Raw genomic sequence first — 23,872 nt, 5'->3', positions numbered from 1 at the left:
GTGAAGCTGACGGGCGCGTCGGTCGTCTCGGCCTCGTCGCGATAGACCCGCACCCCGTCGGCCGGATCCACCGGCTGGGCGTCCACGGGCGGAGCGGTCTTCATCTCGCCGACGGGCTGGCCCACGGCGGGCGGCGCGTCGGTCGAGGCGCGCATGCCCGAACGATAGAAGAAGATCACGGCGATGATCAGGACCAGCAGGACCACCGCGCTGATGATCAAAGTCACCGGCGGCGCCTTGCCCCCGCCCGAGCCGACATTGCGGCCGCTGCGCGGATCATAGGAGTTGCGACGGAAGGGCAGGTCGTCGTCGGTCGGGGGCGTATAGGCGCCCCGGCCCGGTCGGTTTTCGTCATCGAAAGACATGGTCGCACTCCGCCGTGGGTCCGGCGCTGCGAATCGGCGCGCCGAATAATGAGTTTAACGCCCCGCCGCCGTCTTTCGAATCACAGATCGAGGGCCAGGTCGAGGCTGAACAGTTTCTGGTGGACTTCTATCGCGTAGCGGTCGGTCATCCCGGCGATGTAATCGCACACCGCGCGCGCCCTCTGGGTTCGGTCTTCGGTGGCCGCCGGCACGGCCCACTCCGGCGGCATCACCTCCGGCTCGGCCATGAACAGCTCGAACAGCTGCGACAGCACCCGCCGCGCCTGGCTGCGGGTTCGGTTGACCCGGTAGTGGCGATACATCCGTTCGAACAGGAACTTGCGCAGGACGGCCAGGTCCGCGTGCATGGACCGCGAGAAATCCACCATGGTCCGCGTCGCCGTGCGGACATCCTCGGTCGAACCGATCCGGTCCTCTTCCAGCCGCCGGGCCGTCTCGGCCAGGACGTCCTCGACCATGACGCCGATCATCCGCCGCACGGCCTCGATCCGCAGCATCCGGTCGTCGATGGCCGGCCAGTCGCGCCGCACCTCGGCCAGCATGGGTCCGATCAACGGCACCTGATCCAGGTCTTGCAGGGTGATCAGCCCCGCCTGCACCCCGTCGTCCACGGCGTGGTTGTTGTAGGCGATGTCGTCGGCGATGGCCGCGCATTGGGCCTCCAGCGAGGCGAAGGTGCCCAGGCGCAGATCCCAGCCCGCCTCCCCGCCCGTCCTGTAGGGCCGCACCACCGACCAGGCCGGCTCGTCCAGCCGGTGCGACACCGGGCCGTTGTGCTTGATGACCCCCTCGACCGTCTCCCAACTCAGGTTCAAGCCGTCGAACTGCGGATAGCGGTTCTCCAGCTCGGTGACGACGCGGAAGCTCTGGACGTTGTGGTCGAAGCCGCCGTGGTCGGTCATCTGGATCACCAGTTCGTCCTCGCCGGCGTGGGCGAAGGGCGGGTGGCCCAGGTCGTGGGCCAGGGCCACCGTCTCGGCCAGGTCGTCGTCCAGCCTCAGCGCATGGGCCAGCGACCGGGCGATCTGCGCCACCTCCAGCGAATGGGTCAGGCGGGTGCGGTAGTGATCGCCCTCGTGCGCCACGAAGACCTGGGTCTTCTCCTTCAGGCGGCGGAAGGCGGTCGCATGGATGATCCGGTCGCGATCGCGCGCGAAGGCCGTGCGGGTCCGGCTGGGCGGCTCGAAGAAGCGGCGGCCCTTGGTCAGATCGGCGCGTTCGGCGTACGGGGCGAGAGGTGTCTGGCTCAAGTCATCAACTTTGAGGCTGCTTTGATGCGGGCGGCCCTTTGCGAACGCCCTTGCGCGCCTCATATAGACAGCCGTGAGCACCGTCCAATCCACAGAACCGTCCACACCCGCCTTCAGCGTCGCCACGCGCGCGCCGGAAGGCATTGTCCTGGCCGCCAGCGCCGCCAAACGCCTGGCCAAACTGAGCGCGGCCGAGGGCAAGACCCTGATGCTGCGCGTGGCGGTGGACGGCGGCGGCTGTTCGGGCTTCCAGTACCGGTTCGAACTGGTCGAGACGGCCGAGGACGACGACCTGCGAATCCAGGCCGACGGCCAGACCGCCCTGATCGACCCCGTCTCGGTCCCCTTCCTGAAGAATTCCGAGATCGCCTATGTCGACGAACTGGCCGGCGCCCAGTTCGTGGTCCGCAATCCAAACGCCGCCTCCAGCTGCGGCTGCGGCGTCAGCTTCTCGATCTGACCGCGGTCAGCGTCGGCGCCGGATCAAGGCCCAGACGGTGACGATCACTGTCGAGGCCAGCAGGGCCGAAAAGACCGCATCCCAGACGCCGTCTCCCAGCAGGGCGCCGATCAGCCCCGTCAGGCTGAGCACGAAGACCGCGACGGGCGCGCCGAAGATGGCCCAGATAGTCAGATCCTTGCGGCTCATGCCGGTTTCCGCCGTCCCTTGACCAGCCAGAGGTAGAGGCCGGACCCCAGGATGACCATGGTCGCCAGGTCCAGCAGCGCCCACAGGATTTTCAGCCCCAGCCCGCCATAGTCGCCGAAGTGCAGCGGCTGGGACAGCGACAGGGCCTTCACATACCAGGGCGTCGGGGCCACGGCCGCCAGCGCCCCGGTCCGGGCGTCGATCAGGGCCGGCGTGGTCAGATGGGTCGTCAGCGGCGTGTCGCCGTGGAAGAAGACGGCGTAGTGGTGGTCGGTCGAATAGTCGGTCCCCGGAAACGCCACGAACTGCAGCGTCTTGCCCGGCAGCGCCTGTTTGGCCCGCTCCACCGCCGCATCCAGCGAGGCTCGCTCGCCGGTCGGCGCCGGGGCGTCATAGGCGACGGTCAGTTCCTTCAGCGCCGTATTCTTCCAATAGGCCAGGATCGGCGTGGCCAGGGTGTTGACCACGCCCGTCGCCCCCACGACCAACAGCCAGGCCGCGGTCACCACGCCCAGCAGGTTGTGATAGTCCAGCCACCGCGTCCGCGCCGCCTTGGCTGCGCGCACCGTGCCGAACGGCAGCCGCCGCATGAAGGGAGCGTACAGCACCACCCCCGACACCGCCGCCACGATCAGCATCAGACCCATCAGGCCCAGGAACAGCATGCCCGGCAGGCCCAGGAACAGGTCGGTGTGCAGTTGGAGCAGGAACTCCATGACCGGATGGCCGGCCACCGGCGGGGCGACCGCACCGCTGGTCTGGTCGATCGGCTCGAAACTGTAGCGCCCGGCCGGGCCGTTCGGATCGACGCTGGTGACGTTCACCACCGGCCGATCCTCGTCGAAACTCATGAAGGCGGGGACCTCGCCGGGGTGGCGCGCCAGGGCCGCCGCCAGCACTTCATCCAGGGTCAGACGCGGCCCGTCCGGATCGGCCGGGGTCCAGGTCTGCTCCAGCAAGACCTCTTCGATCTCATGGGAAAAGACCAGCGGCAGGCCCGTGACGCACAGCATCAGCAGGAAGAGCGTGGAGACCAGGCTCGACCATTTGTGCGTCCAGGACCAGGCGCGGACCGTCCGCGTCTTCATCCGATCAGAATTCCGCCGAGACCGACAGGCGGAAGGTGCGCGGCGCGCCCAGGGTCAGATAGTTCGAACCCGGATAGCCCCCGACGGCGACCCACTGGTCCTCGTCCGCGATGTTCTCGACCCGCGCCCGCACCGTCAGATCCTTGCCGCCGGCGACGAAGGCGTAGCGCAGGCCGGCGTCGAACCGGGTCCATTCTTCCAGCTCCAGCGTGTTGGTCGCATTGGCGGGCTGCGCGCCGGTATGGACCGCACGGCCCTCCAGCGTCAGGCCGCTGACCATCGGCACGTCCCATTCGACATTGGCGTTGATCTGGAAGTCCGGCACGCCGATGGCGGATTTGCCCGCGTTCGCGGCGGTCAGCGAGCGGTTGATCTCGGCCTCCAGCCAGGTCGCCCCGCCGATCAGGCGCAGGCCGGCGACCGGCTCGCCATAGACGGTCAGCTCGACGCCCTGGTTCTCCTGCTCGCCGCCGTCGGAGTAGATGGCGGTGTCGGGATCGAAATAGGCGCTTGGCAGGGTGGTGCGGAAGACGCTCAGCGTACCGCCGAACGACCCGGCGTCATACTTGGCGCCGACCTCGGCCTGTTCGGCGCGGAAGGGCGACAGGACCTCGCCGCCGTTCGCGACCGTCACGCCATTGACCACCGCCGGCGCCGTCGTGCCGGGCACGAGGGCTTCGGCATAGTTGGCGTATAGCGAGATCTTGTCGCTGGGCTTGTAGACCAGGGCGAAGGCCGGCGTGGTCGCATCGCTGGAATAGCCAGACCCGAAGGCGCCGTCGGCATAGGCGTAGGACTTGGTCTCGATCTCCTGATAGCGGACGCCGACCGTCGCCAGGACGCGGCCGTCCAGGAAGGACAGCACGTCCGCCACGGCGACGCTGGTGTGCTTGACCCGCTCGGTCACGTTCGGATCATCCAGATCGCCCGATACGCTGGTGATGGCCGGCGCAGGCGACAGGGTCGGGTTGCTCAGCGTCCCGAACGCATAGCCGCTGAAGCTCGAGGCCGCCCAGGCGTTCTTCGACTTCGACTGGATCTGCGAGGCCGAGGCCACCAGACGGTGCTCGACCGGCCCGGTCGTCAGGTCGGCGCGCACGCCGATATCGCCGGACCAGACCGTGTCCTCGCGGATGTTGTCAAAGCGATAGCCGCGGATCGCGCCAGCGGCGTCAGCGCGCGGATTGGCCAGGCTGTTGTCTTCCTTGCCCTGACGCCCACCGAAGGCCGCCCAGGCGGTCACGCTGTCGGTCAGGTCGAACTCGCCGCGCACCGCGCCAAACAGCTGCTCCTCGTCCGTATAGGTCCAGTGCTGCGCGAAATTCTTGTCGGCCGACGGGGCGTCAGGGATGGCGGCCCCCGGCGTCACGCTGGGACGCGGCGCATCGATGCGGTGGTCCTGCCAGCCCAGGTCGGCCGAGAAGCGGGCGCGCTCGCCCCGGCGGTCCAGCCCCAGGCCGACGACGCGCAGCTGGCCGTTCTCGTTCTCCACCGAGCCCTCGCCGTCGCGGCTGACCAGGTTCAGGCGCGCGCCCCATTCTTCCTCGGTGCCGAAGCGACGGGCCAGATCGGCCGCGGCGTAGATCTCGTCATTGCCCGACACCCCTGCCGTCAGGCGCGTCAGGGGTTCGCCGGCGCGCTTGGGCGTCAGGTTGAAGGCGCCGCCTACGCCCGTCCCGCCCGGCGCGGCGCCGTTCAGGAAGGCGCTGGCGCCGCGGAACACCTCGACCCGCTCGATCAGTTCGGCCGCCACGAACTGTCGCGGCAGCACACCGTACAGGCCGTTGTAGCTCATGTCGTCCGAGAAGACCGGGAAGCCCCGGATCACATACAGCTCCTGGAAATTGCCGAAGCCCTTGGACACCCGCACCGTCGGATCGTTCTGCAGCACGTCGCCGATGCCGCGCGCCTGCTGATCGCGGATCAGTTTCTCGGTGTAGTTGCTGGTCGAATAGGGCGTGTCCATCACGTCCATATTGCCCAGCAGGCCGACCCGGCCGCCTCGCGCCACCTGCCCGCCGGCATAGGCCGAGGTCAGTCGCACCTGCGATCCCGTCACGACGATCTCGTCCAGTTCGGCAGGCGCGGCCGGCGGCGCCTCTTGGGCCAGGGCGGGCGCGGCGACGGCAAGGGCCAGCAGGCTGGAGGCGCAGGCGAAACGGCGGGTCGGGCGGGTCATGACTTGCAAAATATTCTCAAAATCAGGGAGTGGCGGCTGCATACGCCCCGATGCGATTGCTTTGCAATGGCGAACGCCTTCTCGTGGCCGCGCGTCTTGCCGCACCCGACTTGCAATTAGTTATCTTCCTAATTAGGGTGAGGCCTATGAACGCCCTGTTCAAAGCCCTGTCGCATCCGGTGCGCCGCCGCATCATCGCCATGCTGCGCGCCGGCCCCCTGGCGTCGGGTGACATCGCCGCCGGCTTCGACATGAGCTGGCCCACGATCACCGGTCATCTCAACGCCCTGAAGGAGGCCGGCCTCGTCAGTCCCGAGCGCGAGGGCCAGACCATTCGCTACCGGCTGGAGATCTCGGCGGTGGAAGAGGCCATGGCCTTTCTGATGGACATCGCCGGAACGGGCGAGACCGCCCAAGTCCTGCCCGTGGCCCAAAAGGAGCCCCGTCGATGAAGGATCGCCTGTCGCTGCTGGACTATCTGACCCTCGCCGTCTTCGCGGTCCAGGCGGCCTTCGCCCTGCATGTCGGCCTCAACGGCCCGACCACGCCGATGCCGATGCACTGGAACGGCCAGTTCCAGGTGGATCGGTGGGGCAGCCGGGTCGAGTTCGCGACCTTCCTCGGCGGGATGACCCTGATCGGCTTCATCGCCACAGCGGGACTGGGCCTGGGCGCCCTGCGCGCCGTGTCAGAAGGCGACGCCTCGCGCGGCCGTTCCTTGCGGATCGGCCAAGGCATCACCCTGTTCGTCTTCACCGCTATCGGCCTGCTGATCAGCTGGACAGGCCTGGGCAACGCCACGGTCGAGACCGGGCCGGTGGTGACCATGGCAGGGGTGTCGCTGATCCTTCTGGTCCTGGGCGCCTTCCTCGGCCGGGTCGCGCCCAATCCGGTGGTCGGGGTCCGCACGCCCTGGAGCTACAAGAGCCGCCTGGCCTGGGACCGGTCCAACCGACTGGCGGGACGCCTGTTCTTCCTGCTGGGCCTCATCGGCCTGATCGCCGCGCCGCTCGCGCCTCAGCCGCTGGGCGCCCTGTCCCTGATCATCGCCGCCCTGATCGTCGCCGCCCTCTCGGTGTTCGAGAGCTGGCGCGTCTGGCGCAGCGATCCCGACCGCCAGCCCTTCTGAACCCGATCCGCCCCGTCAAGGAGACCGCCATGTTCAGCCTCGCCCTCGCCCTGCTCGCCGGCCCGGTCTCGACCGAGATCGCCATGCCCGCCCAACCCGCGCCGCTTCACGGAACCCTGCTGACGCCCGAGAATGCGAGCGCCGTCGGGGTCATCCTGCCCGGCTCCGGCCCGACGGATCGGGATGGGAACAGCCCCATGGGCGTCTCAGCTTCGACCTACCGCCTGCTGGCGGACGGGCTGGCGGCGCAGGGAATCGCCACTCTTCGCATCGACAAGCGAGGCGTCGGCCAGAGCGCGGCGGCCGGAGGAGATGAGTTCGATCTGCGCTTTGACGCCTATGTCGCCGACGCCCGCGCCTGGGCCGCCGAGGCCGCCGGCCGCGCCGGCAAGCCCTGCGCCTGGCTGATCGGCCACAGCGAGGGCGCCCTGATCGCCCTGAAGGCCGTCGAAGGCGGCGACGACCCCGAATCCAGCAAGGTCTGCGGCCTGATCCTGCTGTCCGGCGCCGGTCGTCCGGCAGGCGCGGTCATTCGCGAACAGCTGGCCGCCTTGCCGGAACCGATGAAGGCCCAGGCCTTTTCCGCCCTGACCGAACTGGAAGCCGGCCGCACCGTCGCCGATACGCCGCCCGCCCTGGCCGCCCTGTTCCGTCCGTCGGTCCAGCCCTATCTGATCTCGTGGCTGCCGCTGGACCCCGCCGCCCTGATCGCCGCCTATGCAGGCCCGGTCTTCATCGGACAGGGCACCACCGACATCCAGGTCGGCGTCGCGGACGCCCAGGCCCTGGCCGCCGCCGATCCGCAGGCGACCCTGAAGCTGTGGGACGGCGTCAATCATGTACTGAAGACCGCCCCCGCCGACCGGGCCGCAAACATCGCCGCCTATTCCACCCCCGACCTGCCCCTGGCGCCCGGCGTGGTCGAGGATGTGGCGGCCTTCATCCAGGCCCGAACGCCCCACTGACGGCTTGCGGCGACAACAGGTCTGGAGCCCAGGGGTCCGCGTCCCTATCTTGGCGCCATGCCCATCGCCCGCCTCTCCTCCCGCGCCCTCATCTCAATCACGGGCGAGGAGGCCCGGCCCTTCCTGCACAATCTGTTGACCCAGGATGTGGAGACGCTGGGCGACGGCGAGCTGCGGTTCGGCGCCCTGCTGTCCCCGCCCGGCCGGCTGCTGTTCGACCTGTTCATCCTGGGCGAGGCCGAAGGGGTTCTGCTGGACGTGGCCGCCGAGCGCCGCGAGGCCCTGATCCAGCGGCTGTCGATGTACAAGCTCCGCGCCAAGGTCCAGGTCGCCGCCGACGACCGCCCGGTTTTCGCCGCCTGGCCGGACGCGCCCGCCGGCTTCATTCCCGACCCCCGCACGCCCCTGATGGGCTGCCGCCTGTACGGCGAAGCGGCTGCGGACGCGACCGAGGCCGACTATGACGCCCACCGTCTATCTGTCGGCGTCCCCGATCCGACCGCCGACGCCCCCCAGGACAAGACCTATCCGATCGAGGCCGATTTCGACCTGCTGAACGGAATCGACTTCCAGAAAGGCTGTTTCGTCGGCCAGGAGACCACCTCGCGGATGAAACGGCGGGGCTCGATCAAGAACCGCATGCTGGCCCTGGACTTCGACGCCGCCCCGCCCCCCTTCGGCGCCGAGGTGCTGAAGGGGGAACTGCGTGCGGGCGAGGTGCTGTCCGGCCGCGACGGTTCAGCAATGGCCCTGCTGCGCATCGACCGTCTCGACGGCGACCTGACGGTAGAGGGCCGCCCCGTGCGCTTGCGCAAACCCGCCTGGATGGGTCAGGACGTCCTCCCCTCCTCAACCGACTGAGACCCTCCCATGAAGATCGCCGACCAGATCGTCCTCGTCACCGGCGGCGCGCGCGGCGTGGGCGCCGCCGCCGTCCGCGCCTTCGCGCGTGAAGGGGCGCGCGTGATCATCAACTGGCGCGCCAGCGGCGAGGCCGCGAACGCCCTGGCGGCCGAGATCGGCGACCGCGCCGTCGCCCTCCAGGCTGACGTGACCGACCGCGCCGCCGTCGACGCCCTGGTCGCCGCCGCGCAAGGCCATTTCGGCGCCCCCGTCACCACCGTGGTCAACAACGCCCTGGACTACAGTTTCAACGGCGACGCCCGGTCGCAGATGACCGACATCGGCTGGGACGAACTGGCGGCCCAGTTCTCGACCGTCGTGCGCGGCGCCCTGAACACCATCCAGGCGACGGCGCCGGGCATGGCCGCCGGCAAGTTCGGCCGCGTCATCAACATCGGCACCAACCTGTTCCAGAACCCGGTCGTGCCCTATCATGACTACACCGCCGCCAAGGCCGCGCTCCTGTCCCTGACCCGCACCGCAGCCGGCGACCTGGGCCCCGACGGGATCACCGTCAACATGATCTCCGGCGGCCTGCTGCGCACCACCGACGCCAGCGCCGCCACGCCGGACGCTGTCTTCGATCTGATCGCCGGCATGACCCCGCTGCGGTCGGTCACGACGCCGGAGGAATTCGCCGACGCCGCCCTGTTCTTCGCCTCGCCCTGGAGCCGGGCGGTGACGGGTCAGAACCTGGTGGTGGACGGGGGTTTGGTGCGCGACTGAGCCGCAAGACCTTCCCCCGCTTGCGGGGGAAGTGTCAGGTCGTGGCGCGAAGCGACACGCCTGACGATGGGGGAAGTCCTCTTTCTGAGTAAGACTTCCCTCTCCGACCCTGGTCCGCTGCGCAGACGCCGGGCCACCTCTCCCGCAAGCGGGAGAGGGTCGCGCCCCTTCCCCCTCATCGAACAAACCGGCAACATCGCTAGATGACAGACTCACACGCCTCGAGCCGCTGCGGCTGGTGCGGGACCACAGACCCGCTCTACATCGCCTATCACGACACCGAATGGGGCGTACCGGAACGCGACCCCCGCGCCCTGTGGGAGAAGTTGGTCCTCGACGGCTTCCAGGCCGGCCTCGCCTGGATCACCATCCTGCGCAAACGCGAAGGCATCCGCGACGCCTTCGACGGTTTCGACCCCGAGATCGTCGCCCGCTATGACGAGGCCGACATCCAGCGCCTGCTGGGCGACGCCCGCATCATCCGCTCGCGCGCCAAGATCAACGCCGCCATCCGCGGCGCCCAGATCTGGCTGGAGATGCGCGACAACGGAGAGGACTTCTCCGAATGGCTCTGGTCCTTCGTCGGCGGCGAACCGATCCACACCCCCTTCGCCGACTTCCGCCAGGCCCCGACCCAGACCGAACAGTCCGTCGCCATGGCCAAGGCCCTGAAGAAGCGCGGCTTCAACTTCTGCGGCCCGGTCATCGTCTACGCCTTCATGCAGGCCGTAGGCATGGTCAACGACCACCAGACGACCTGCTTCCGTCACGCCCAGGTTCGTGCGATGGCGGGCCATGGCTAAAGCCCCCGCGAATCCGAAAGCCTTCCCCACCCTGGCGCTCGAGACCGTGCTGATCCAGCGCGTCAACGGCCCCGTCTGCGGCGTGGACGAGGCGGGGCGCGGTCCCTGGGCGGGGCCGGTGTCGGCGGCGGCGGTGATCCTGAACCCCGACGATCTGCCGCCGGGCATCGACGACTCCAAGGCCCTGACCGAAAAGCGCCGCGCGGCGCTGGAGCCCGAGATCAAGGCGCGCGCCGTCGCCTGGGGCGTCGGGTTTGCGTCGGTGGAAGAGATCGAGGACCTGAACATCCTGCACGCCACCGGCCTGGCCATGTGTCGGGCGGTGGAGCAGTTGGCGGTCCAGCCGGCGGCGGCTCTGGTGGACGGCAATTACCGGTTCAGACTGCCGTGCGAAATACAGACTGTGGTCGGCGGCGACGGCCTCTCCCTGTCGATCGCAGCGGCGTCGATCCTGGCGAAGACGGCGCGCGACCGGCTGATGATCGATCTGGACGCGCAGTATCCCGGCTACGGCTTTGCGCGGCACAAGGGCTACAACGCCCCCATTCATCAGGCGGCGTTGAAGACACTGGGTCCGTGCCCCGCCCACCGACGCGGCTGGTCGCCCATCAGGGCTTTGCTGGAACAGGTCTGAAGCGCGGAACCGCGCGTCAGATGTGCATGAAGCCGCCGAGCAATGCGCCCATCAGGGCAGCGACGGCGGCGCCCGCCAACATCATCATCCAGTGGGGCGGCTGCCCCAGGCTGGGCTCCACGTCATCCTGAGCGGTCTCGACCGCCACCGGCTCGCGCCGTCCATACCGTTCGGCGTTGTGGGTATAGATGCGCGACGCCAGCCGGTCCGACGAAATCTCTATGACCGGTTCAGCCGAAATCCACGACTTCGGCTCGGGCGCGGACCGCAGGCGGTAATCCTCTTCGCGCGTGGAGGCCGGGGTGTGAGAGACGAGCGGTTGCATGTCTCTTCAACGACACCGGCTGTGTCGGGTTCCCGACAGAGTCTGCCAAAACCCATTTGTAATCAGGCGGCCACGGGAAGCTCGACCGGCCGATCCGTCACGACGAACAGGTGTTCGACGTTCTTCAGCCGGCCCACCTGGCCCACCTTGACCCCCTTGGGATTATGGATGCCTATCCGGGCGCCGACATAGCGGGGGTGGGCGATTTCAACCACCTGAACATGGCCGCGCGACGACAGCATCTCGACCAGGTCGGCCCGGCTCAGATAGCCTTCGTCGTTGAAACTGACGATCAGGTTGGGGGCGCGCAACCGTTCGATCACGGACCGCAGGGCCGGGCCGATGCCGGGCCGGCTGTTGAAGGCGCTCTTGCGCGTCCTCACGTCCACCCGCTTGTTGGCGACGCCGTAGGTTTCCGGCCGGTCCCACAGGACCAGGCTTTCCCAGCAATGGTAATTGCCCAGATAGGAGTGCTGGTTATAGGGCGGGTCGAGATAGACGAGGTCCGCCTCCACCTGTTCAGCCATTTCGACCGCATCCCCCTGGGTCGCGCGACAGACGCCGCCCACTGAAGGCAGGATATCGGGCATGCGCAGTTCAAGCGGCTTCAGCGCGCGCGGGGCCCACTGTTTCATATAGGCCATCTGAACCCCGGCGGTGGAATCCACCCGGTCGGCCGCCTCCATCAGGCTGACCAGGGCGACGGCCTTCAGTTCGGGCTCCAGACCCATGGCCTCGATCCGGTCGCGCATGGCGTCGATGCGCGCGCCATTGTCCGGGTGAAAATACCGGGCGTCGTGGCAGAAGGCCTGGGTGAACCAGCCGGCCTGGGGCGTGACCGCCCGCAACTCGCCCAGCACCGTCTCCGCCCGCTCGACCCAGCGCTCGCGATCCGCCTGGACATAGGCCGTCGCCAGGATGTGCGCATAGGCGTTGTGATCATTCGACCAGACCTGAAACCCCTGCTTCTTCAGGGCGTGACCCACGCGAGCCGTGCCGGAAAACAGGTCGCAGACCTGGCCGCCCTGCGGCAGAAGGCCCGCGACCACGCCGGTCACATGCCCCAGCAGGGCGCGCTTGGAGCCGATGTATTTGATCATTCGGGCCGCCGATTCATCAGCGCACAGTAGCGTTATAGTTCGCCCGCGCCAGCCTTCCGAAAAAGCCCCCCTCAGCCCTTCTTGCGCCCCTTGGCCTTGGCCGCCGGCGCATGGGCGAGACGCAGCAGATTGGCGGCCCCGGGCGCCCCGAAGGGCGTGCCGGCCAGGATCAGGATGCGTTGGCCGGGCTCGGCCAAACCGTATCGGACCGCCCCTTCCACGGCGTCGTCGGTGACGGCTTCCAGCGAATCGGGCTGGTCGCCCAGGCGCGGCTCCAGCCCCCAGACCAGGGCCAGCCGACGGGCCGTATTCGGATTGGGCGTCAGCACCAGGATCGGCTTCAGCGGCCGCTCGCGCGCCATCCGCCGGGCGGTGCCGCCCAGGGTGGTGAAGACCACCAGACAGCCGGTCGACGGCGCGCTGGCGGCCATGGCCGCCGCCCCGACCAGGGCGTCGACGTCATGCTCGTCCATGCCGGCGTGTTCGGCGCCCATCAGCTTGGGCCACATCGGATCGCGTTCGACCCGTTCGATGATCCGGCTCATGATCTCGACCGATTCCAGCGGATAGTCGCCCGACGCCGTCTCGGCCGACAGCATCAGGGCGTCGGCGCCTTCATAGACCGCATTGGCGACGTCGGTGGCCTCGGCGCGGGTCGGCGACGGGGCGCTGGTCATCGACTCCAGCATCTGGGTCGCCACGATCACCGGCACCCCGCGATTACGGGCCGCGCGGACGATCTGCTTCTGCGCCACCGGCACGTCCTCGGGGTCCAGCTCGACGCCCAGGTCGCCGCGCGCCACCATGACCCCGTCGCAGTAGTCGAGGATGGCCTCCAGATCGGCCAGGGCCGCCGGCTTCTCGATCTTGGCCAGACACGCCGCCTGGCCGTTCACGATCCGCTTCAGCTCGGCCATGTCCTCGGGCTTCTGCACGAAGCTGAGGGCCACCCAGTCCACGCCCTGACGCAGGGCGAAGGCCAGGTCCTCGCGGTCCTTGGGGGTCAGGGCCGACACGGGGATCACGGCCTCGGGCACGGCCACCCCCTTGCGGTCCGACAGTTTCGTGCCGCTCTCGACCGTCACATCGGCCCAGTCGTCGGTGCGGTCATTGACCCGCAGCCGCACCCGGCCGTCGTCCAGCAACAGCAGCATGCCGGTGCGCAGGGCCTTGAAGATCTCGGGGTGCGGCATCTGCACCCGGGTTTCATCGCCGGGCGTCGGGTCCAGGTCGAACCGCATCTTGTGGCCCGGCTTGACCGCGATCTCGACGTCCTTGAACCGGCCCAGCCGCAGCTTGGGGCCCTGCAGGTCGGCCAGAACGCCCAGCGGACGCTGCAGCGCCATCTCGGCCCCACGCACCGCCTTCAGGGCGGCGGCGTGGTCCTCATGCGTGCCGTGGCTGAAGTTGAGGCGGAAGACGTCCACCCCGGCCTGGGCCAGGGCCTTGACCGTGCCGGGGGCGCGGCTCGCGGGACCGAGGGTCGCGACGATGCGGGCGCGGCGGGCTCTGTTCATGGGGACGTTTCCTGTTCGCTTCCGAGGCCGCCCAAATCACGCCCCGAAAGGGACGGTTGGACGATTTGCCCCCTTCTGCCGATGAAACGTCCCCGACGTAAGGTCACGCCCCCGCTGGGAAACACGAGTTTACGACGCGAAACAGGAGTTTATCGCGCCGGGCTGGCCTCCGTCGCCGGACAGTCGGCCACGGCGAAGCCGTTCAGGTCGACACAGCGCCCCTCGACCTTGGGCGCCGGCACCCCGATCACATGCGCCAGGGTGGGGGCGATGTCGATGGTGCGGATCGGCAGGAAGCGCTCTTCGCCGGTCGCGCCGGGCCACCAGAAGATGATCGGCACGCGGCGGTCATATTCAAACGGGCTGCCGTGGCCGGCCAGGGTGCTGCCGACGCGGCCGCCTGCCACGACGTTCTGGGCGAAGGAGAACTGGATGTCGGGCGACCGCGCCGCCACGGTGGACAGACGCATCCGCTCGCGCAGGCTCATCATCTCGGGCTCGTTCGTGGCCGGCAGGGGTTCGGCCAGCAGACGGTCGCGCGTTTCGGCGAAGCCGACGTCCGGCAGCGCGCGCAGCAGTTCGACGGCGGCCTCGGCCACCTGGGTGCGCAGCGGATCGGGCAGCGACCGATGCTGGGCGTCTGCGACCATCAGGCCGCTGCCGCCGGCCTGAAGCGGATCGGCGTCCAGATTGAAGCGGGCCTTCAGCGCGTCGTTCACGCCCTGGATCTCCGACAGATCGGCGCGGCGCGCGTGGGGATAGCCGTGGTCGTGCAGCCGTTCGACGAAGTCCGAACCGCCATGGTCCGCCGTCAGCACCACCAGGGCGCCGCCGGGAACCTGGGCCAGCCGGTCCAGGAACTCGCCCAGGGCCGCGTCCAGCCGGTGCATCTGCTCGCACATCTCCGGCCCCTGGGTGCCGTACATGTGGCCGATCCGGTCCGTCGCCGACAGGCTGACGCCCAGCATGTCGGTCGTCGCGCCCTGGCCCAGCTTCTGGGTGTCCAGCAGGTATTCAGCGGCCTTCAGCGTCTGCTCGTCCAGCAGGGGCGAGGTGTCGAACTTCAGCCCCGCCGGCGGCAGGGTCGAATGGAAGGTCTGGCCGCGAATGGTCCAGTCCCCGGCCAGCGCCCGGCACTGGTCATTCGTGTAATCCCAGGCGACCGGCGCCAAGCTCATGCCCAGGCGGAAATCGCGATTGAAGTCCGCCACGGGCGCCAGCTTGGCCTGCGCCGTCTCGCCCGGCTCGACATAGGTGGTCAGGCCGAAGCCCTCGGTGAACCAGAAGGCCTGCCCCTGATGGCCGGCCAGGTTGATCGCGCCCCGGTCCTTGCCCGAGACGGCGAAGACCTTGCTTTGCGGGCTGACGACCTTCAGCCAGTCGCCCAGGGTCGTGGCGCGCAGTTGTTCTGGGCCGACAGGGCCGTTGTCGACGTCGTCGCGTCCGTTCGCCAGGTGGTTGGCGGGCGCGGCCAGGCAATAGACTTCCTTGCCGGTCTTGCCGTCGATCCAGTCGTTGGCGGGGATTCCGGTCTCGGTCGGATGCATGCCCGTCAGAACCGTCGAGTGGCCGGGGCAGGTCTCGGTCAGGCCGTGGGTCTGATAGCCGTTGATCGACACCAGCCCCTGGTCCGCCATCCGGCGCAGGCCGCCCGTGTAGCGGCCGCGGTACTGGTCGAACAGATTGGCGCTGAACTGGTCCACCACGATGGTCACGATCAGCTTCGGAGGCGTCAGGGCCGCAACGGAGGCCTGTGGAGCCGGGGTCGGCGTCTGGCTCTGTCGCGCCATCGCTGGAACGGCGGCGCCGACAAGCGAAACAGCGGCCAGGGCCGCGAGGGCGGTGCGCGACAGGGACATGAGCTTACTCCGGAGACAGGCGTCGGGGTCTAGCGGGCCGGGATTGCAACAGCGTGACAGCTACGGCCCTGGGAGATTTAGTGCGCGGGCTTGGCCCGCAGCCGGCCCAGTTGATGGACCAGCACGGCGATCAGGCCGCCGACGATCACGCCGATGATCGCCGACCCCAGGGCCGTCACGAACCAGCTGACGATCCCATGAAGCGGACCGGTCGCGGCCCCGACCGCATGGGCCAGATGCTCAAGCGGTTCGGCCGGCCAGTGCAGGCCCAGCTTATGGGTTCCGTGAACCAGAATGCCGCCGCCGACCCACAACATGGCGGCCGTGCCGATGGCCGACAGGGCGTCCATCACCACCGGCATCCCCTTGACCAGGCCGCGGCCCAGGGCGCGCACCCCGCCGTTGGGGCGCTCGGCCAGATGCAGGCCGATGTCGTCCATCTTCACGATCAGGCCGACAGCCCCATAGACCGCGACCGTCATCGCGATCCCGACCACGGCCAGAACCGCCGCCTGGGTGAGGATCGGCTGGGCGGAGACGTCGGCCAGGGCGATGGCCATGATCTCGGCCGACAGGATCAGGTCTGTCCGAACCGCCCCCGCCACCGTCGTCTTCTCCAGGGTCGCCGGGTCGCCCACGACCGGGGCGGCGTCAGCGTGGCCGCCGTGCCCGAAGGCCTCCATCAACTTCTCCGCCCCTTCGAAACAGAGATAGGCCCCGCCGCACATCAGCAGCGGCGTGATGGCCCAGGGAGCGAAGGCGCTCAGGAGCAGGGCGGCCGGCAGGATGAAGATCAGCTTGTTGCGGAACGAACCCAGGGCGATCTTGCCGATGATCGGCAGTTCGCGGCTGGGCGACAGGCCGGTGACATAGCGCGGCGTCACCGCCGCATCGTCCACCACGACCCCGGCGGCCTTGGTCGAGGCCTTGCCCGCCGCCGCCCCGACGTCGTCGATCGACGCCGCCGCCATCTTGGCGATCCCCGCCACATCATCGAGCAGGGCGATCAGACCGGAAGGCATGCGGAAATCCCGAGATTGCGCCGCAACAAACGGCTCGCCTCCCGCCTAGGGCGCGCCGCCCGTTTTGTCGAGCGCATCCGCACAAGAGCGAAAGCCCCGCCGGCGAACCGGCGGGGCTTCCATTTCGAACGCATTTCCGATGTCGATTTTTCTTAGAACTTACGGCCTACCCCCACAGAAACGACCCACGGGTCCAGATCCACATCGCTCTTCAGAGCGCCGTCGTTGACGTCGGCGTCGATATTGACCCAGACTTTCTTGACGTCGACGTTCAGGTTCCACGGCCCCTGAATGCCGATGTCGGCGCCCGCCTGCAGGGCGTAGCCGAAGTTGTCGTCCAGATCGACTTTGAAGCCGTTCTTGTCTTCACCGCTGTAGAACAGCATGTAGTTGACGCCCGCGCCGACATAGGGGCTGAAACGACCCTCGGTCAGCGGGCGGTATTGCAGGGTCACGACCGGGGGCAGAACCCAGGTTTCGTGCACGGCGACGTCGGTGGCTCCGCCCTGGGCGCGGATTTCGTGCTTGGTCGTGCCCAGGATCGCCTCGACCGCCAGATGGTCGGTCAGGAAGTAGGTGAAGCCCAGTGTCGGCATGACACTGTCGCCCACATCGACCTTCAGGCCGGAATCGACGCCGGCGGCCGTGGTGATGGCGTTGTCAGCCTCAGAGAAGACATCGGTCACGCGGCCGGTGATGATCCAGTCGCCCTTCTTGGGCATCTCCCAAGCGGCCGGGCTCTGCGCCAGGGCCGGCGCAGCGAAGGCGGCGGCGGCGACGGCGGAGAGGATCAGGGTTTTCAGTTTCATCTTGCTCATCCCCGACGCCCGCTGCCGCCTCATGCGACTTGTCCGAGCGTCTTGACGGGGAAATGCGCCCCCTGCCCCGCCTCGGCCTTGATTTAGCGCAAACCCCGCCAAGGGTTGGACAATCTGTCCATTCAGACCACGCGGGCGTGGCGTTTCTCGATGTCGGCGGCGCCCGGATCAAAGGCGGCGCAGACGGCGCGAACGAACGGCCGGCCCAGATCCGTGACGGTCACGGTCGTCCCGTTCACCTCGATCAAGCCGTCCAGTTGAAACCGCTGCAGCCTCGGCCAGACCGCAGCGACTTCCGCAAGATCACGACCGCGCATGCGGGCGATCTCGGCCACGTCGACGGTGAAGTCGCACATCAGCCGTTCGATGATCTCGCCCACAAAGGCGTCGCGCGGATTCAGGGCCACGCCGCGCGCGACCGGCAAGGTTCCGGCGGAGACGTCCGCGCGCCAATCCCGCTCCTGCGCATGGTTCTGGACAAAGCCCTGGGGGGTGCGGCTGATCGAAGAGGCGCCCAGGCCGATGAGCACCGGGGCCTCGTCGGTCGTATAGCCCTGGAAATTGCGATGCAGTCGACCGGCGCGGACAGCGGCGGCCATGGAATCATGCGGCAGGGCGAAATGGTCCAGACCGATGGCTTGCCAACCCTTCTGCACCAGATACCGCGCCGCCGCCTGGCTCTGGGTGAAGCGCTCCTCGGGTCCGGGCAGATCGGCTTCCTTGATCAGTTTCTGGTGCGGTTTCATCCACGGCACGTGGGCATAGCCGAACAGGGCGATCCGTTCGGGCCGCAAGACAGCGATCTGCGCCACGGTCGTGACGACATGCTCAGCCCCCTGAAGCGGCAGGCCGTACATCAGATCCAGATTCAGCGACGTGACCCCCTGGCCGCGCAGCGCCTCGGCCGCCCAGCGGATAGTCTCGAAGGATTCCGGCCGATTCACCGCCGCCTGCACCTTGGGCGACAGGTCCTGAACCCCCAGGCTGGCGCGGCTCAGACCGATGCGGCCGGCCGCCTCGACCCAGCCCTGGGTCAGGACTTCGGGATCCAGTTCAGCGGCGATCTCGAAACAGTCGCCCAGGTCGAACCGGGCGGCCAGACCGGCGAACAGCCGCTCCAGCTCCTCGGGGGGCAGCATGTTGGGCGTGCCGCCGCCCAGGTGGATCGAACCGACCCGCACAGGGCGGCCGATCCGTTCGAGCACGAGATCGGCTTCCTTCAGCAGCAGGTCCACATAGCTGCTCATGACCCCGACGCGGTTCATCGCCCGGGTGTTGCAGCCGCAGTACCAGCACAGCCGCTTGCAGAAGGGGATGTGCAGATACAGCGACGCCGCACGATCAAGGGGCGCGGCGCCGAGCCACGCCCCCCAATCGGCGGCCCCGACGGCGGGCGTGAACTGCACCGCCGTCGGATAGGAGGTGTAGCGCGGCGCGTGGGCGTCGTAGCGGGCGATAAGCTCGCGCGTCGTCAGCGCGCCGGTGGGGCTAGAGAGGGACATCGACCTCTTTCGACGCATCGACCGACAGGCCCTCGTCGCCCTCGTCGAACAGGTGGAACTCGTGCCACAGGCCGTTCAGCACGCCGAAGCCAACCGCCAGTCCGACACCCAGGATCCAGGAAAAATACCACATGGCTTGATGCTCCTTGAGCTCAGTAGAGGTCGGGGTTGGTCTTGAGGGCGGCGGTCGAGGTGCGGCCCCACAGGACGGAATAGACCCAGGTCGTGTAGATCAGGACCAGCGGCAGGAAGATCGCCGTGCAGATCAGCATGATGAACAGGGTCAGGTGGCTGGACGAGGCGTTCCAGACGGTCAGGCTGGACTGGGGATCGACCGAGCTGGGCAGGATGAAGGGGAACATCGACAGGCCGACGGTGGAGATGATGCCCACGGTCGATAGCGAGGAACCGCCGAAGGCCAGGGGGGCCGACCGAAGCCACATGCCCGCCAGACCGACCACCGCGCCGACGAAGCCCAGAGTCGGGGCGATCATCATCCACGGATAGCGGCTGTAGTTGTCCAGCCAGGCGCCCGGCGCGGCTTCGACCGTCGTGCGCAGCGGGTTGGAGAAGCCCTGCATGTCAACGGCGCCGGCGATCCGGAAGCCCACGCCGCCGTAGGCCATATAGAGGCCGCCGGCCGCGAACAGGACCAGAGCCAGGACGCCGGCGACGGTGCCGATCAGGCGCGTCCGGTCCAGCACGGGGCCTTTTTCAGCCTTGATCGACAGCCAGGCCGCGCCGTGCAGCAGCAGCATGGCCACCGACAACAGGCCGGCGATCAGGCTGAAGGGGGTGAACAGGCCCAGCAGATTGCCCTCGTAGAAGGAGCGCAGGTCGCTATCCAGGCGGAAGGGCGCGCCCAAGAGGACGTTGCCGACCGCGACGCCGAACACCAGGGCCGGAACGAAGCTGCCGGTGAACAGCGCCCAGTCCCAGAAGGACCGCCACTTGGGCGACGGACGCTTGGAGCGATACTTGAACGACACGGGCCGCAGGATCAGGGCCGACAAGACCAGGAACATGGCCAGGTAGAAGCCGGAGAAGCTGACGGCGTAGACGAAGGGCCAAGCGGCGAAGATGGCGCCGCCGCCCAGGATGAACCACACCTGGTTGCCCTCCCAGGTCGCGCCGACGGTGTTGATCACCATACGGCGCTCTTCATCCGTCTTGGCGACGAAGGGCAGGAGCGAGCCGACGCCCAGGTCGAAACCGTCGGTCAGGGCGAAGCCGATCAGCAGTACGCCGAGCAGCCCCCACCAGATCAGACGTAGGGTGGCGAAGTCGAGGGGAAGATCCATGGTCGGATGTCCTAAAATCTCTCTGGGTCAGGCCACGGCGGGCGCGGCGGGGCGCTGGCTGGGCGATTGGGCCGGGGCTTCAGGCGTAGGTTCGCCGAACAGTTCCTGCTCGTGGAACGGCCCCTTCTTGATGGCGTAGAGGAGCAACCGGACCTCGACCACAGCCAGGGCGCCGTACAGGGCGGTGAAGCCGATGATGGTCGCCCACAGTTGGGGCACGCTCAGGGACGAGGCGCCGAGGAAGGTCGGCAGCACGCCTTCGACCGCCCAGGGCTGACGTCCGAACTCGGCCAGGATCCAGCCGAACTCGATGGCCACCCACGGCAGCGGCAGGCACAGGACGGCCAGACGCAGGAACCAGCGGGTCTGATGCTTGCGCACGGTGCAGAGGTAGAAGGCCGTGGCGAAGAACAGGATCATGAACATGCCGATGCCGGCCATGATGCGGAAGCTCCAGAACAGGGCCGGCACGTTCGGCACCGTTTCCCACGCCGTCTTCTGGATCAGCTCAGGCGAGGCCATGCGCGGATCGGCGACGTGACGCTTCAGCAGCAAACCATAGCCCAGGTCGCGACGATGGGTTTCGAACACGCCGCGAGCGACGGGATCGGCCGGATCGGCCTTGACCTTCTCCAGGGCGTCATAGGCGATGACGCCGGATTCGATACGGTCCTCGGCGGTGGCGACCAGTTCGAAGATGCCTTCGACCGGCTTGTCGATGGTGCGGGTCGCGATCAGACCCATGACCCACGGCACATGGACGCCGTAGTGGGTTTCGCGATCCTTCATGCTGGGAATGCCGATCAGGGTCAGGCCAGCCGGCGCAGGCTCGGTGTGCCACATGGCCTCGAGCGCAGCGAGCTTCATCTTCTGGTTATCGGTCAGGTTATAGCCCGACTGGTCGCCCAGGACGACGACGGACAGCGAAGCCGCCAGGCCGAAGGCCGAGGCCACGGTCATCGAGCGCTTGGCGAAGCCGACGTGCTTGCCGCGTAGCAGATAGAAGGCCGAGACGCCCAGAACGAAGACCGAGGCGCAGACATAGCCGGCGCTGACGGTGTGGACGAACTTGGCCTGGGCCACCGGGTTGAAGACCACGGCCATGAAGTCCGTGACTTCCATTCGCATGGAGTCCGGATTGAAGGCCGAGCCCACCGGGTTCTGCATCCAGCCGTTGGCGACCAGGATCCACACAGCCGACAGGTTGGTGCCGAGCGCCACCATGAAGGTGACGAACAGGTGCGCCGACGGCTTCAGCTTTTCCCAGCCGAAGAACATCAGCCCGACGAAGGTGGCTTCAAGGAAGAAGGCCATCAGCCCTTCGATGGCCAACGGGGCCCCGAAGATGTCGCCGACATAGTGGCTGTAATAGCTCCAGTTCATGCCGAACTGGAACTCCATGGTGATGCCGGTCGCGACGCCCAGCACGAAGTTGATGCCGAACAGCACGCCCCAGAAGCGGGTGATCGTGCGCCAGATCGGCCGGCGGGTCATGACATAGATCGACTCCATGATGACCAGCATGAACGACAGCCCCAGGGTCAGGGGCACGAAGAGGAAGTGATAAAGGGCTGTCAGCGCGAACTGCAGCCTGGATAGGTCGACGACCGCGAGGTCGATCATGGCTCAAGGCTCCTTGTAGCCGGCCCCGACGACCGACGTTTCATACGCCCTTAAACGAAGGCGGGGCGGTCGCCTTGATTTCGATCAAAGCCCTCTGTAGCCCCAGGTCGTAGTGGACTGATCGTCCTTGGACATTTCGCCCAACGACGGTTTGTCCAATGGCTTTTGGGGCCGTCCCACGGCTGGAGTCCGCAAATGACATCGGCGCCGATCACAGCCTCCTCCCCTGCGGCCTGGCTGAAACAGACGGCGGCGCCTTGGCGTCGACTGACGATCCTGGCGGGGCTTCTGGCCGTCGCTGACGTGGCGCCGGCCGTGGGTTTCGCGGGCGGCCTGGCCATGACGGTCGCGACCTTCGGATCCTCGCCCTTGGCCGCCCTGCCCTGGCTGCTGCTGGCCGTGTTCAGTCTGATGGCGCGAGGCCTGATCGGCCAGGCGGCGGTGGTGGTCGGCGCGCGCCTGGGCCGGTCGATCAAGACAGACGTGCGCGACCGGCTGCTGGCCGACCTGTTCGGACGCGGCGGCCGCGCCGACGACCGGCTGACCGCCGTGGTCGAGGGCGTCGGCGCGCTGGACGGCTATGTGTCGCGGTTCACGCCTCTGAAGATGGCGGCGGGTCTGTCGCCCCTGCTGATCATCGCCGTGGCCGCCGTCGCCAGCCCTTTTTCGGCCGGCATATTTCTGTTCACCCTGCTGCCCTTCATCTTCGGCATGATCCTGGCCGGCACAGCTGCGGCGGGTGAAAGCCGCCGCCAGTTCCAGGCGTTGGAGCGTTTGTCGGGCCTGTTCGTCGACCGGGTGCGCGCCCTGCCCGCCATTCTGGCCTTCGACGCCCGCGCCCGCACCACCGCGGACATCGCTCGCGCCTCCGACGAGTTGGAACGCCGCACCAACCGCGTGATGCGGATCGCCTTCCTGTCGTCCGGCGTGCTGGAGTTCTTCTCGGCCCTGGCCGTCGCCCTGATCGCCGTCTACTGCGGTTTCAACCTGCTGAAGCTTCTGCCCTTCCCTGCGCCTGAAACGCTGGACCTGCCGCGCGCCTTCTTCGTTCTGGCCCTGGCGCCCGAAGTCTATCAGCCGCTGCGCCGACTGGCCGCCGCCTATCACGACCGCCAGGCCGCCGAATCCGCCGTGCCCGCCCTGGTCACGCCGGAAAGCCCCACGCGGGATCGCCACATCCTGCCCGAGGAGGCGCCGGCGATTCGCTTCACCAAGGTCGCCATCGCCTATGGCGAGGCCGCGCCGGTGATCGCCGATTTCGACCTGGAGGTCCGTCCCGGTCAGATCGTGGCCCTGATGGGCGCCAGCGGCTCCGGCAAGTCCAGCCTGCTGCATCTGTTCCTGGGCCTGTCGCCCCTGACGGCCGGCGAGGTCGAGGTCGGTGGGGCGCGCCTGAGCGAGGCGGGCGATTTCGCCGGCCAGATCGCCTGGGCCAGCCAGAACCCCATCGTCGTACCCGGCAGTCTCGGTGACAATATCCGCCTGGCCGACCCGTCCGCCTGTCCCGGCCGCATCCTGGTGGCCGCCGGTGAGGCCGGCCTGTTCGGCGATCTGGACCGCCCTATCGACGAACGCGGCGGCGGCCTGTCGGGCGGCGAACGTCGGCGGCTGGGCCTGGCCCGCGCCATTCTGAAACGCGCGCCCATCCTGTTGCTGGACGAGCCGACGGCCAATCTGGACCCGGCCTCCGAAGAGGCCATGCTGGACCTGATCCGCCAAGCCACGCGCGGCCGCACGACCCTGATCGCCACCCATTCCGCCCCTGTGGCGGCCATGGCCGACCGCGTGGTGCGCCTGTGACCATGACTGTGAACACGACCTCGCCCTCGCGCATCGGCGAACTGATCGCGGCCCAGCGGCGCGCCCAGCGCGGCCGCCTGCGCATCGCCGCAGCCGGCGGCGCGTTCGTCGCGGTGGCCGCCACCTGCCTGCTAGGTCTTTCGGGCTGGTTCATCACGGGCGCCGCCATCGCCGGCGTCGCCGGATCGGCGGCGGTCCAGGCCTTCAACTATATGATGCCCAGCGCGACCATTCGCATGTTGGCCATATTGCGCACTGGCGCCCGCTATATCGAACGGGTCGCCGGTCACGAG

22 protein-coding genes and 3 pseudogenes are annotated in these 23,872 nt (G+C 68.2%); 10 read left to right on the top strand and 15 right to left on the bottom strand.

What is annotated here, in order from left to right; genetic code table 11:
* A pseudogene (locus ER13_RS08460) lies at positions 1–365 on the bottom strand (SPOR domain-containing protein); the annotation flags it as partial.
* An 80-nt stretch (positions 366–445) separates the two neighbouring features.
* Positions 446–1,636 carry a deoxyguanosinetriphosphate triphosphohydrolase gene (locus ER13_RS08455; protein WP_035308378.1) on the bottom strand — a complete coding sequence of 397 codons (1,191 nt, stop codon included), beginning with the start codon at positions 1,634–1,636 and terminating at the stop codon, positions 446–448.
* Positions 1,637–1,778: 142 nt separating this feature from the next.
* Here ER13_RS08455 and erpA point away from each other — a divergent pair, with 142 nt between their 5' ends.
* On the top strand, positions 1,779–2,096 hold the full coding sequence (gene erpA / locus ER13_RS08450) for an iron-sulfur cluster insertion protein ErpA (RefSeq protein ID WP_035308391.1): 318 nt from the start codon (positions 1,779–1,781) through the stop codon (positions 2,094–2,096).
* Between the two features lie 6 nt (positions 2,097–2,102).
* Here erpA and ER13_RS08445 read toward each other — a convergent pair whose 3' ends face one another.
* The 3 genes and pseudogenes from ER13_RS08445 to ER13_RS08435 form a co-directional block, all read right to left on the bottom strand.
* Complete coding sequence (locus tag ER13_RS08445; RefSeq protein ID WP_035308374.1) at positions 2,103–2,285, bottom strand: hypothetical protein; 183 nt, start codon at positions 2,283–2,285, stop codon at positions 2,103–2,105.
* Positions 2,282–3,468, bottom strand: a pseudogene (locus ER13_RS08440) (PepSY-associated TM helix domain-containing protein). Before ER13_RS08440 ends, ER13_RS08445 begins: the two are co-directional and overlap by 4 nt.
* The gene (locus ER13_RS08435; RefSeq protein ID WP_035308370.1) at positions 3,378–5,552 is read right to left on the bottom strand and encodes a TonB-dependent siderophore receptor; all 2,175 of its coding nucleotides are present in this window, start codon (positions 5,550–5,552) and stop codon (positions 3,378–3,380) included. The pseudogene ER13_RS08440 and the gene ER13_RS08435 overlap by 91 nt, the downstream one beginning before the upstream one ends.
* 146 nt (positions 5,553–5,698) lie before the next feature.
* On the opposite strand from ER13_RS08435, the gene ER13_RS08430 reads away from it, so the two are divergent.
* From ER13_RS08430 to ER13_RS08400, 7 genes are all read left to right on the top strand, one after another.
* Entirely contained in the window at positions 5,699–6,004 is a 306-nt protein-coding gene (locus tag ER13_RS08430) for a metalloregulator ArsR/SmtB family transcription factor (RefSeq protein ID WP_035308367.1), read from the top strand.
* A complete protein-coding gene (locus ER13_RS08425; protein ID WP_035308365.1) occupies positions 6,001–6,681 on the top strand; it encodes an SdpI family protein in 681 nt (226 codons plus the stop codon). The genes ER13_RS08430 and ER13_RS08425 overlap by 4 nt, the downstream gene beginning before the upstream one ends.
* Before the next feature lie 29 nt (positions 6,682–6,710).
* The gene (locus ER13_RS08420; protein ID WP_035308363.1) at positions 6,711–7,646 is read left to right on the top strand and encodes an alpha/beta hydrolase; all 936 of its coding nucleotides are present in this window, start codon (positions 6,711–6,713) and stop codon (positions 7,644–7,646) included.
* Positions 7,647–7,703: 57 nt separating this feature from the next.
* A complete protein-coding gene (locus ER13_RS08415) occupies positions 7,704–8,507 on the top strand; it encodes a folate-binding protein YgfZ (RefSeq protein ID WP_035308362.1) in 804 nt (267 codons plus the stop codon).
* Positions 8,508–8,516: 9 nt separating this feature from the next.
* Positions 8,517–9,275, top strand: a complete 759-nt coding sequence (locus tag ER13_RS08410) for a 3-oxoacyl-ACP reductase (RefSeq protein WP_035308360.1) — start codon at positions 8,517–8,519, stop codon at positions 9,273–9,275.
* A 203-nt stretch (positions 9,276–9,478) separates the two neighbouring features.
* Complete coding sequence (locus tag ER13_RS08405; protein WP_008262559.1) at positions 9,479–10,078, top strand: DNA-3-methyladenine glycosylase I; 600 nt, start codon at positions 9,479–9,481, stop codon at positions 10,076–10,078.
* Positions 10,071–10,712, top strand: coding sequence for a ribonuclease HII (locus ER13_RS08400; protein ID WP_008263979.1), 642 nt, complete (start codon positions 10,071–10,073; stop codon positions 10,710–10,712). The genes ER13_RS08405 and ER13_RS08400 overlap by 8 nt, the downstream gene beginning before the upstream one ends.
* A gap of 16 nt (positions 10,713–10,728) precedes the next feature.
* On the opposite strand, the gene ER13_RS08395 is transcribed toward ER13_RS08400, so the two are convergent.
* The 10 genes from ER13_RS08395 to ER13_RS08350 form a co-directional block, all read right to left on the bottom strand.
* On the bottom strand, positions 10,729–11,037 hold the full coding sequence (locus ER13_RS08395; RefSeq protein WP_008263567.1) for a hypothetical protein: 309 nt from the start codon (positions 11,035–11,037) through the stop codon (positions 10,729–10,731).
* 62 nt (positions 11,038–11,099) lie between these two features.
* On the bottom strand, positions 11,100–12,137 hold the full coding sequence (locus tag ER13_RS08390) for a DNA adenine methylase (RefSeq protein ID WP_008258884.1): 1,038 nt from the start codon (positions 12,135–12,137) through the stop codon (positions 11,100–11,102).
* A gap of 71 nt (positions 12,138–12,208) precedes the next feature.
* Complete coding sequence (gene pyk, locus ER13_RS08385; protein ID WP_035308358.1) at positions 12,209–13,654, bottom strand: pyruvate kinase; 1,446 nt, start codon at positions 13,652–13,654, stop codon at positions 12,209–12,211.
* Between the two features lie 149 nt (positions 13,655–13,803).
* Entirely contained in the window at positions 13,804–15,513 is a 1,710-nt protein-coding gene (locus tag ER13_RS08380) for an alkaline phosphatase family protein (RefSeq protein ID WP_035308356.1), read from the bottom strand.
* A gap of 77 nt (positions 15,514–15,590) precedes the next feature.
* Complete coding sequence (locus tag ER13_RS08375) at positions 15,591–16,535, bottom strand: DUF808 domain-containing protein (RefSeq protein ID WP_008264144.1); 945 nt, start codon at positions 16,533–16,535, stop codon at positions 15,591–15,593.
* 152 nt (positions 16,536–16,687) lie between these two features.
* Complete coding sequence (locus ER13_RS08370; protein WP_154726664.1) at positions 16,688–17,353, bottom strand: OmpW family protein; 666 nt, start codon at positions 17,351–17,353, stop codon at positions 16,688–16,690.
* Between the two features lie 122 nt (positions 17,354–17,475).
* The gene (hemN, locus tag ER13_RS08365) at positions 17,476–18,855 is read right to left on the bottom strand and encodes an oxygen-independent coproporphyrinogen III oxidase (protein ID WP_035308354.1); all 1,380 of its coding nucleotides are present in this window, start codon (positions 18,853–18,855) and stop codon (positions 17,476–17,478) included.
* A complete protein-coding gene (gene cydX / locus ER13_RS08360; protein WP_008259678.1) occupies positions 18,842–18,988 on the bottom strand; it encodes a cytochrome bd-I oxidase subunit CydX in 147 nt (48 codons plus the stop codon). The genes hemN and cydX overlap by 14 nt, the downstream gene beginning before the upstream one ends.
* Positions 18,989–19,007: 19 nt before the next feature.
* The gene (cydB, locus tag ER13_RS08355) at positions 19,008–20,156 is read right to left on the bottom strand and encodes a cytochrome d ubiquinol oxidase subunit II (RefSeq protein WP_035308352.1); all 1,149 of its coding nucleotides are present in this window, start codon (positions 20,154–20,156) and stop codon (positions 19,008–19,010) included.
* Positions 20,157–20,183: 27 nt separating this feature from the next.
* A complete protein-coding gene (locus ER13_RS08350; RefSeq protein ID WP_035308384.1) occupies positions 20,184–21,776 on the bottom strand; it encodes a cytochrome ubiquinol oxidase subunit I in 1,593 nt (530 codons plus the stop codon).
* A gap of 198 nt (positions 21,777–21,974) precedes the next feature.
* Here ER13_RS08350 and cydD point away from each other — a divergent pair, with 198 nt between their 5' ends.
* Entirely contained in the window at positions 21,975–23,579 is a 1,605-nt protein-coding gene (cydD, locus tag ER13_RS08345; protein ID WP_052005004.1) for a thiol reductant ABC exporter subunit CydD, read from the top strand.
* Positions 23,580–23,581: 2 nt separating this feature from the next.
* Positions 23,582–23,872: pseudogene (locus tag ER13_RS08340) on the top strand (amino acid ABC transporter ATP-binding/permease protein); the annotation flags it as partial.

This window comes from Brevundimonas sp. EAKA (assembly GCF_000698025.1).
In the GTDB taxonomy this organism is placed as follows: Bacteria; Pseudomonadota; Alphaproteobacteria; order Caulobacterales; family Caulobacteraceae; genus Brevundimonas; species Brevundimonas mediterranea_A.
Note: the sequence above shows the minus strand (reverse complement) of the source record. Positions and strands in the feature narration are given on the sequence as shown.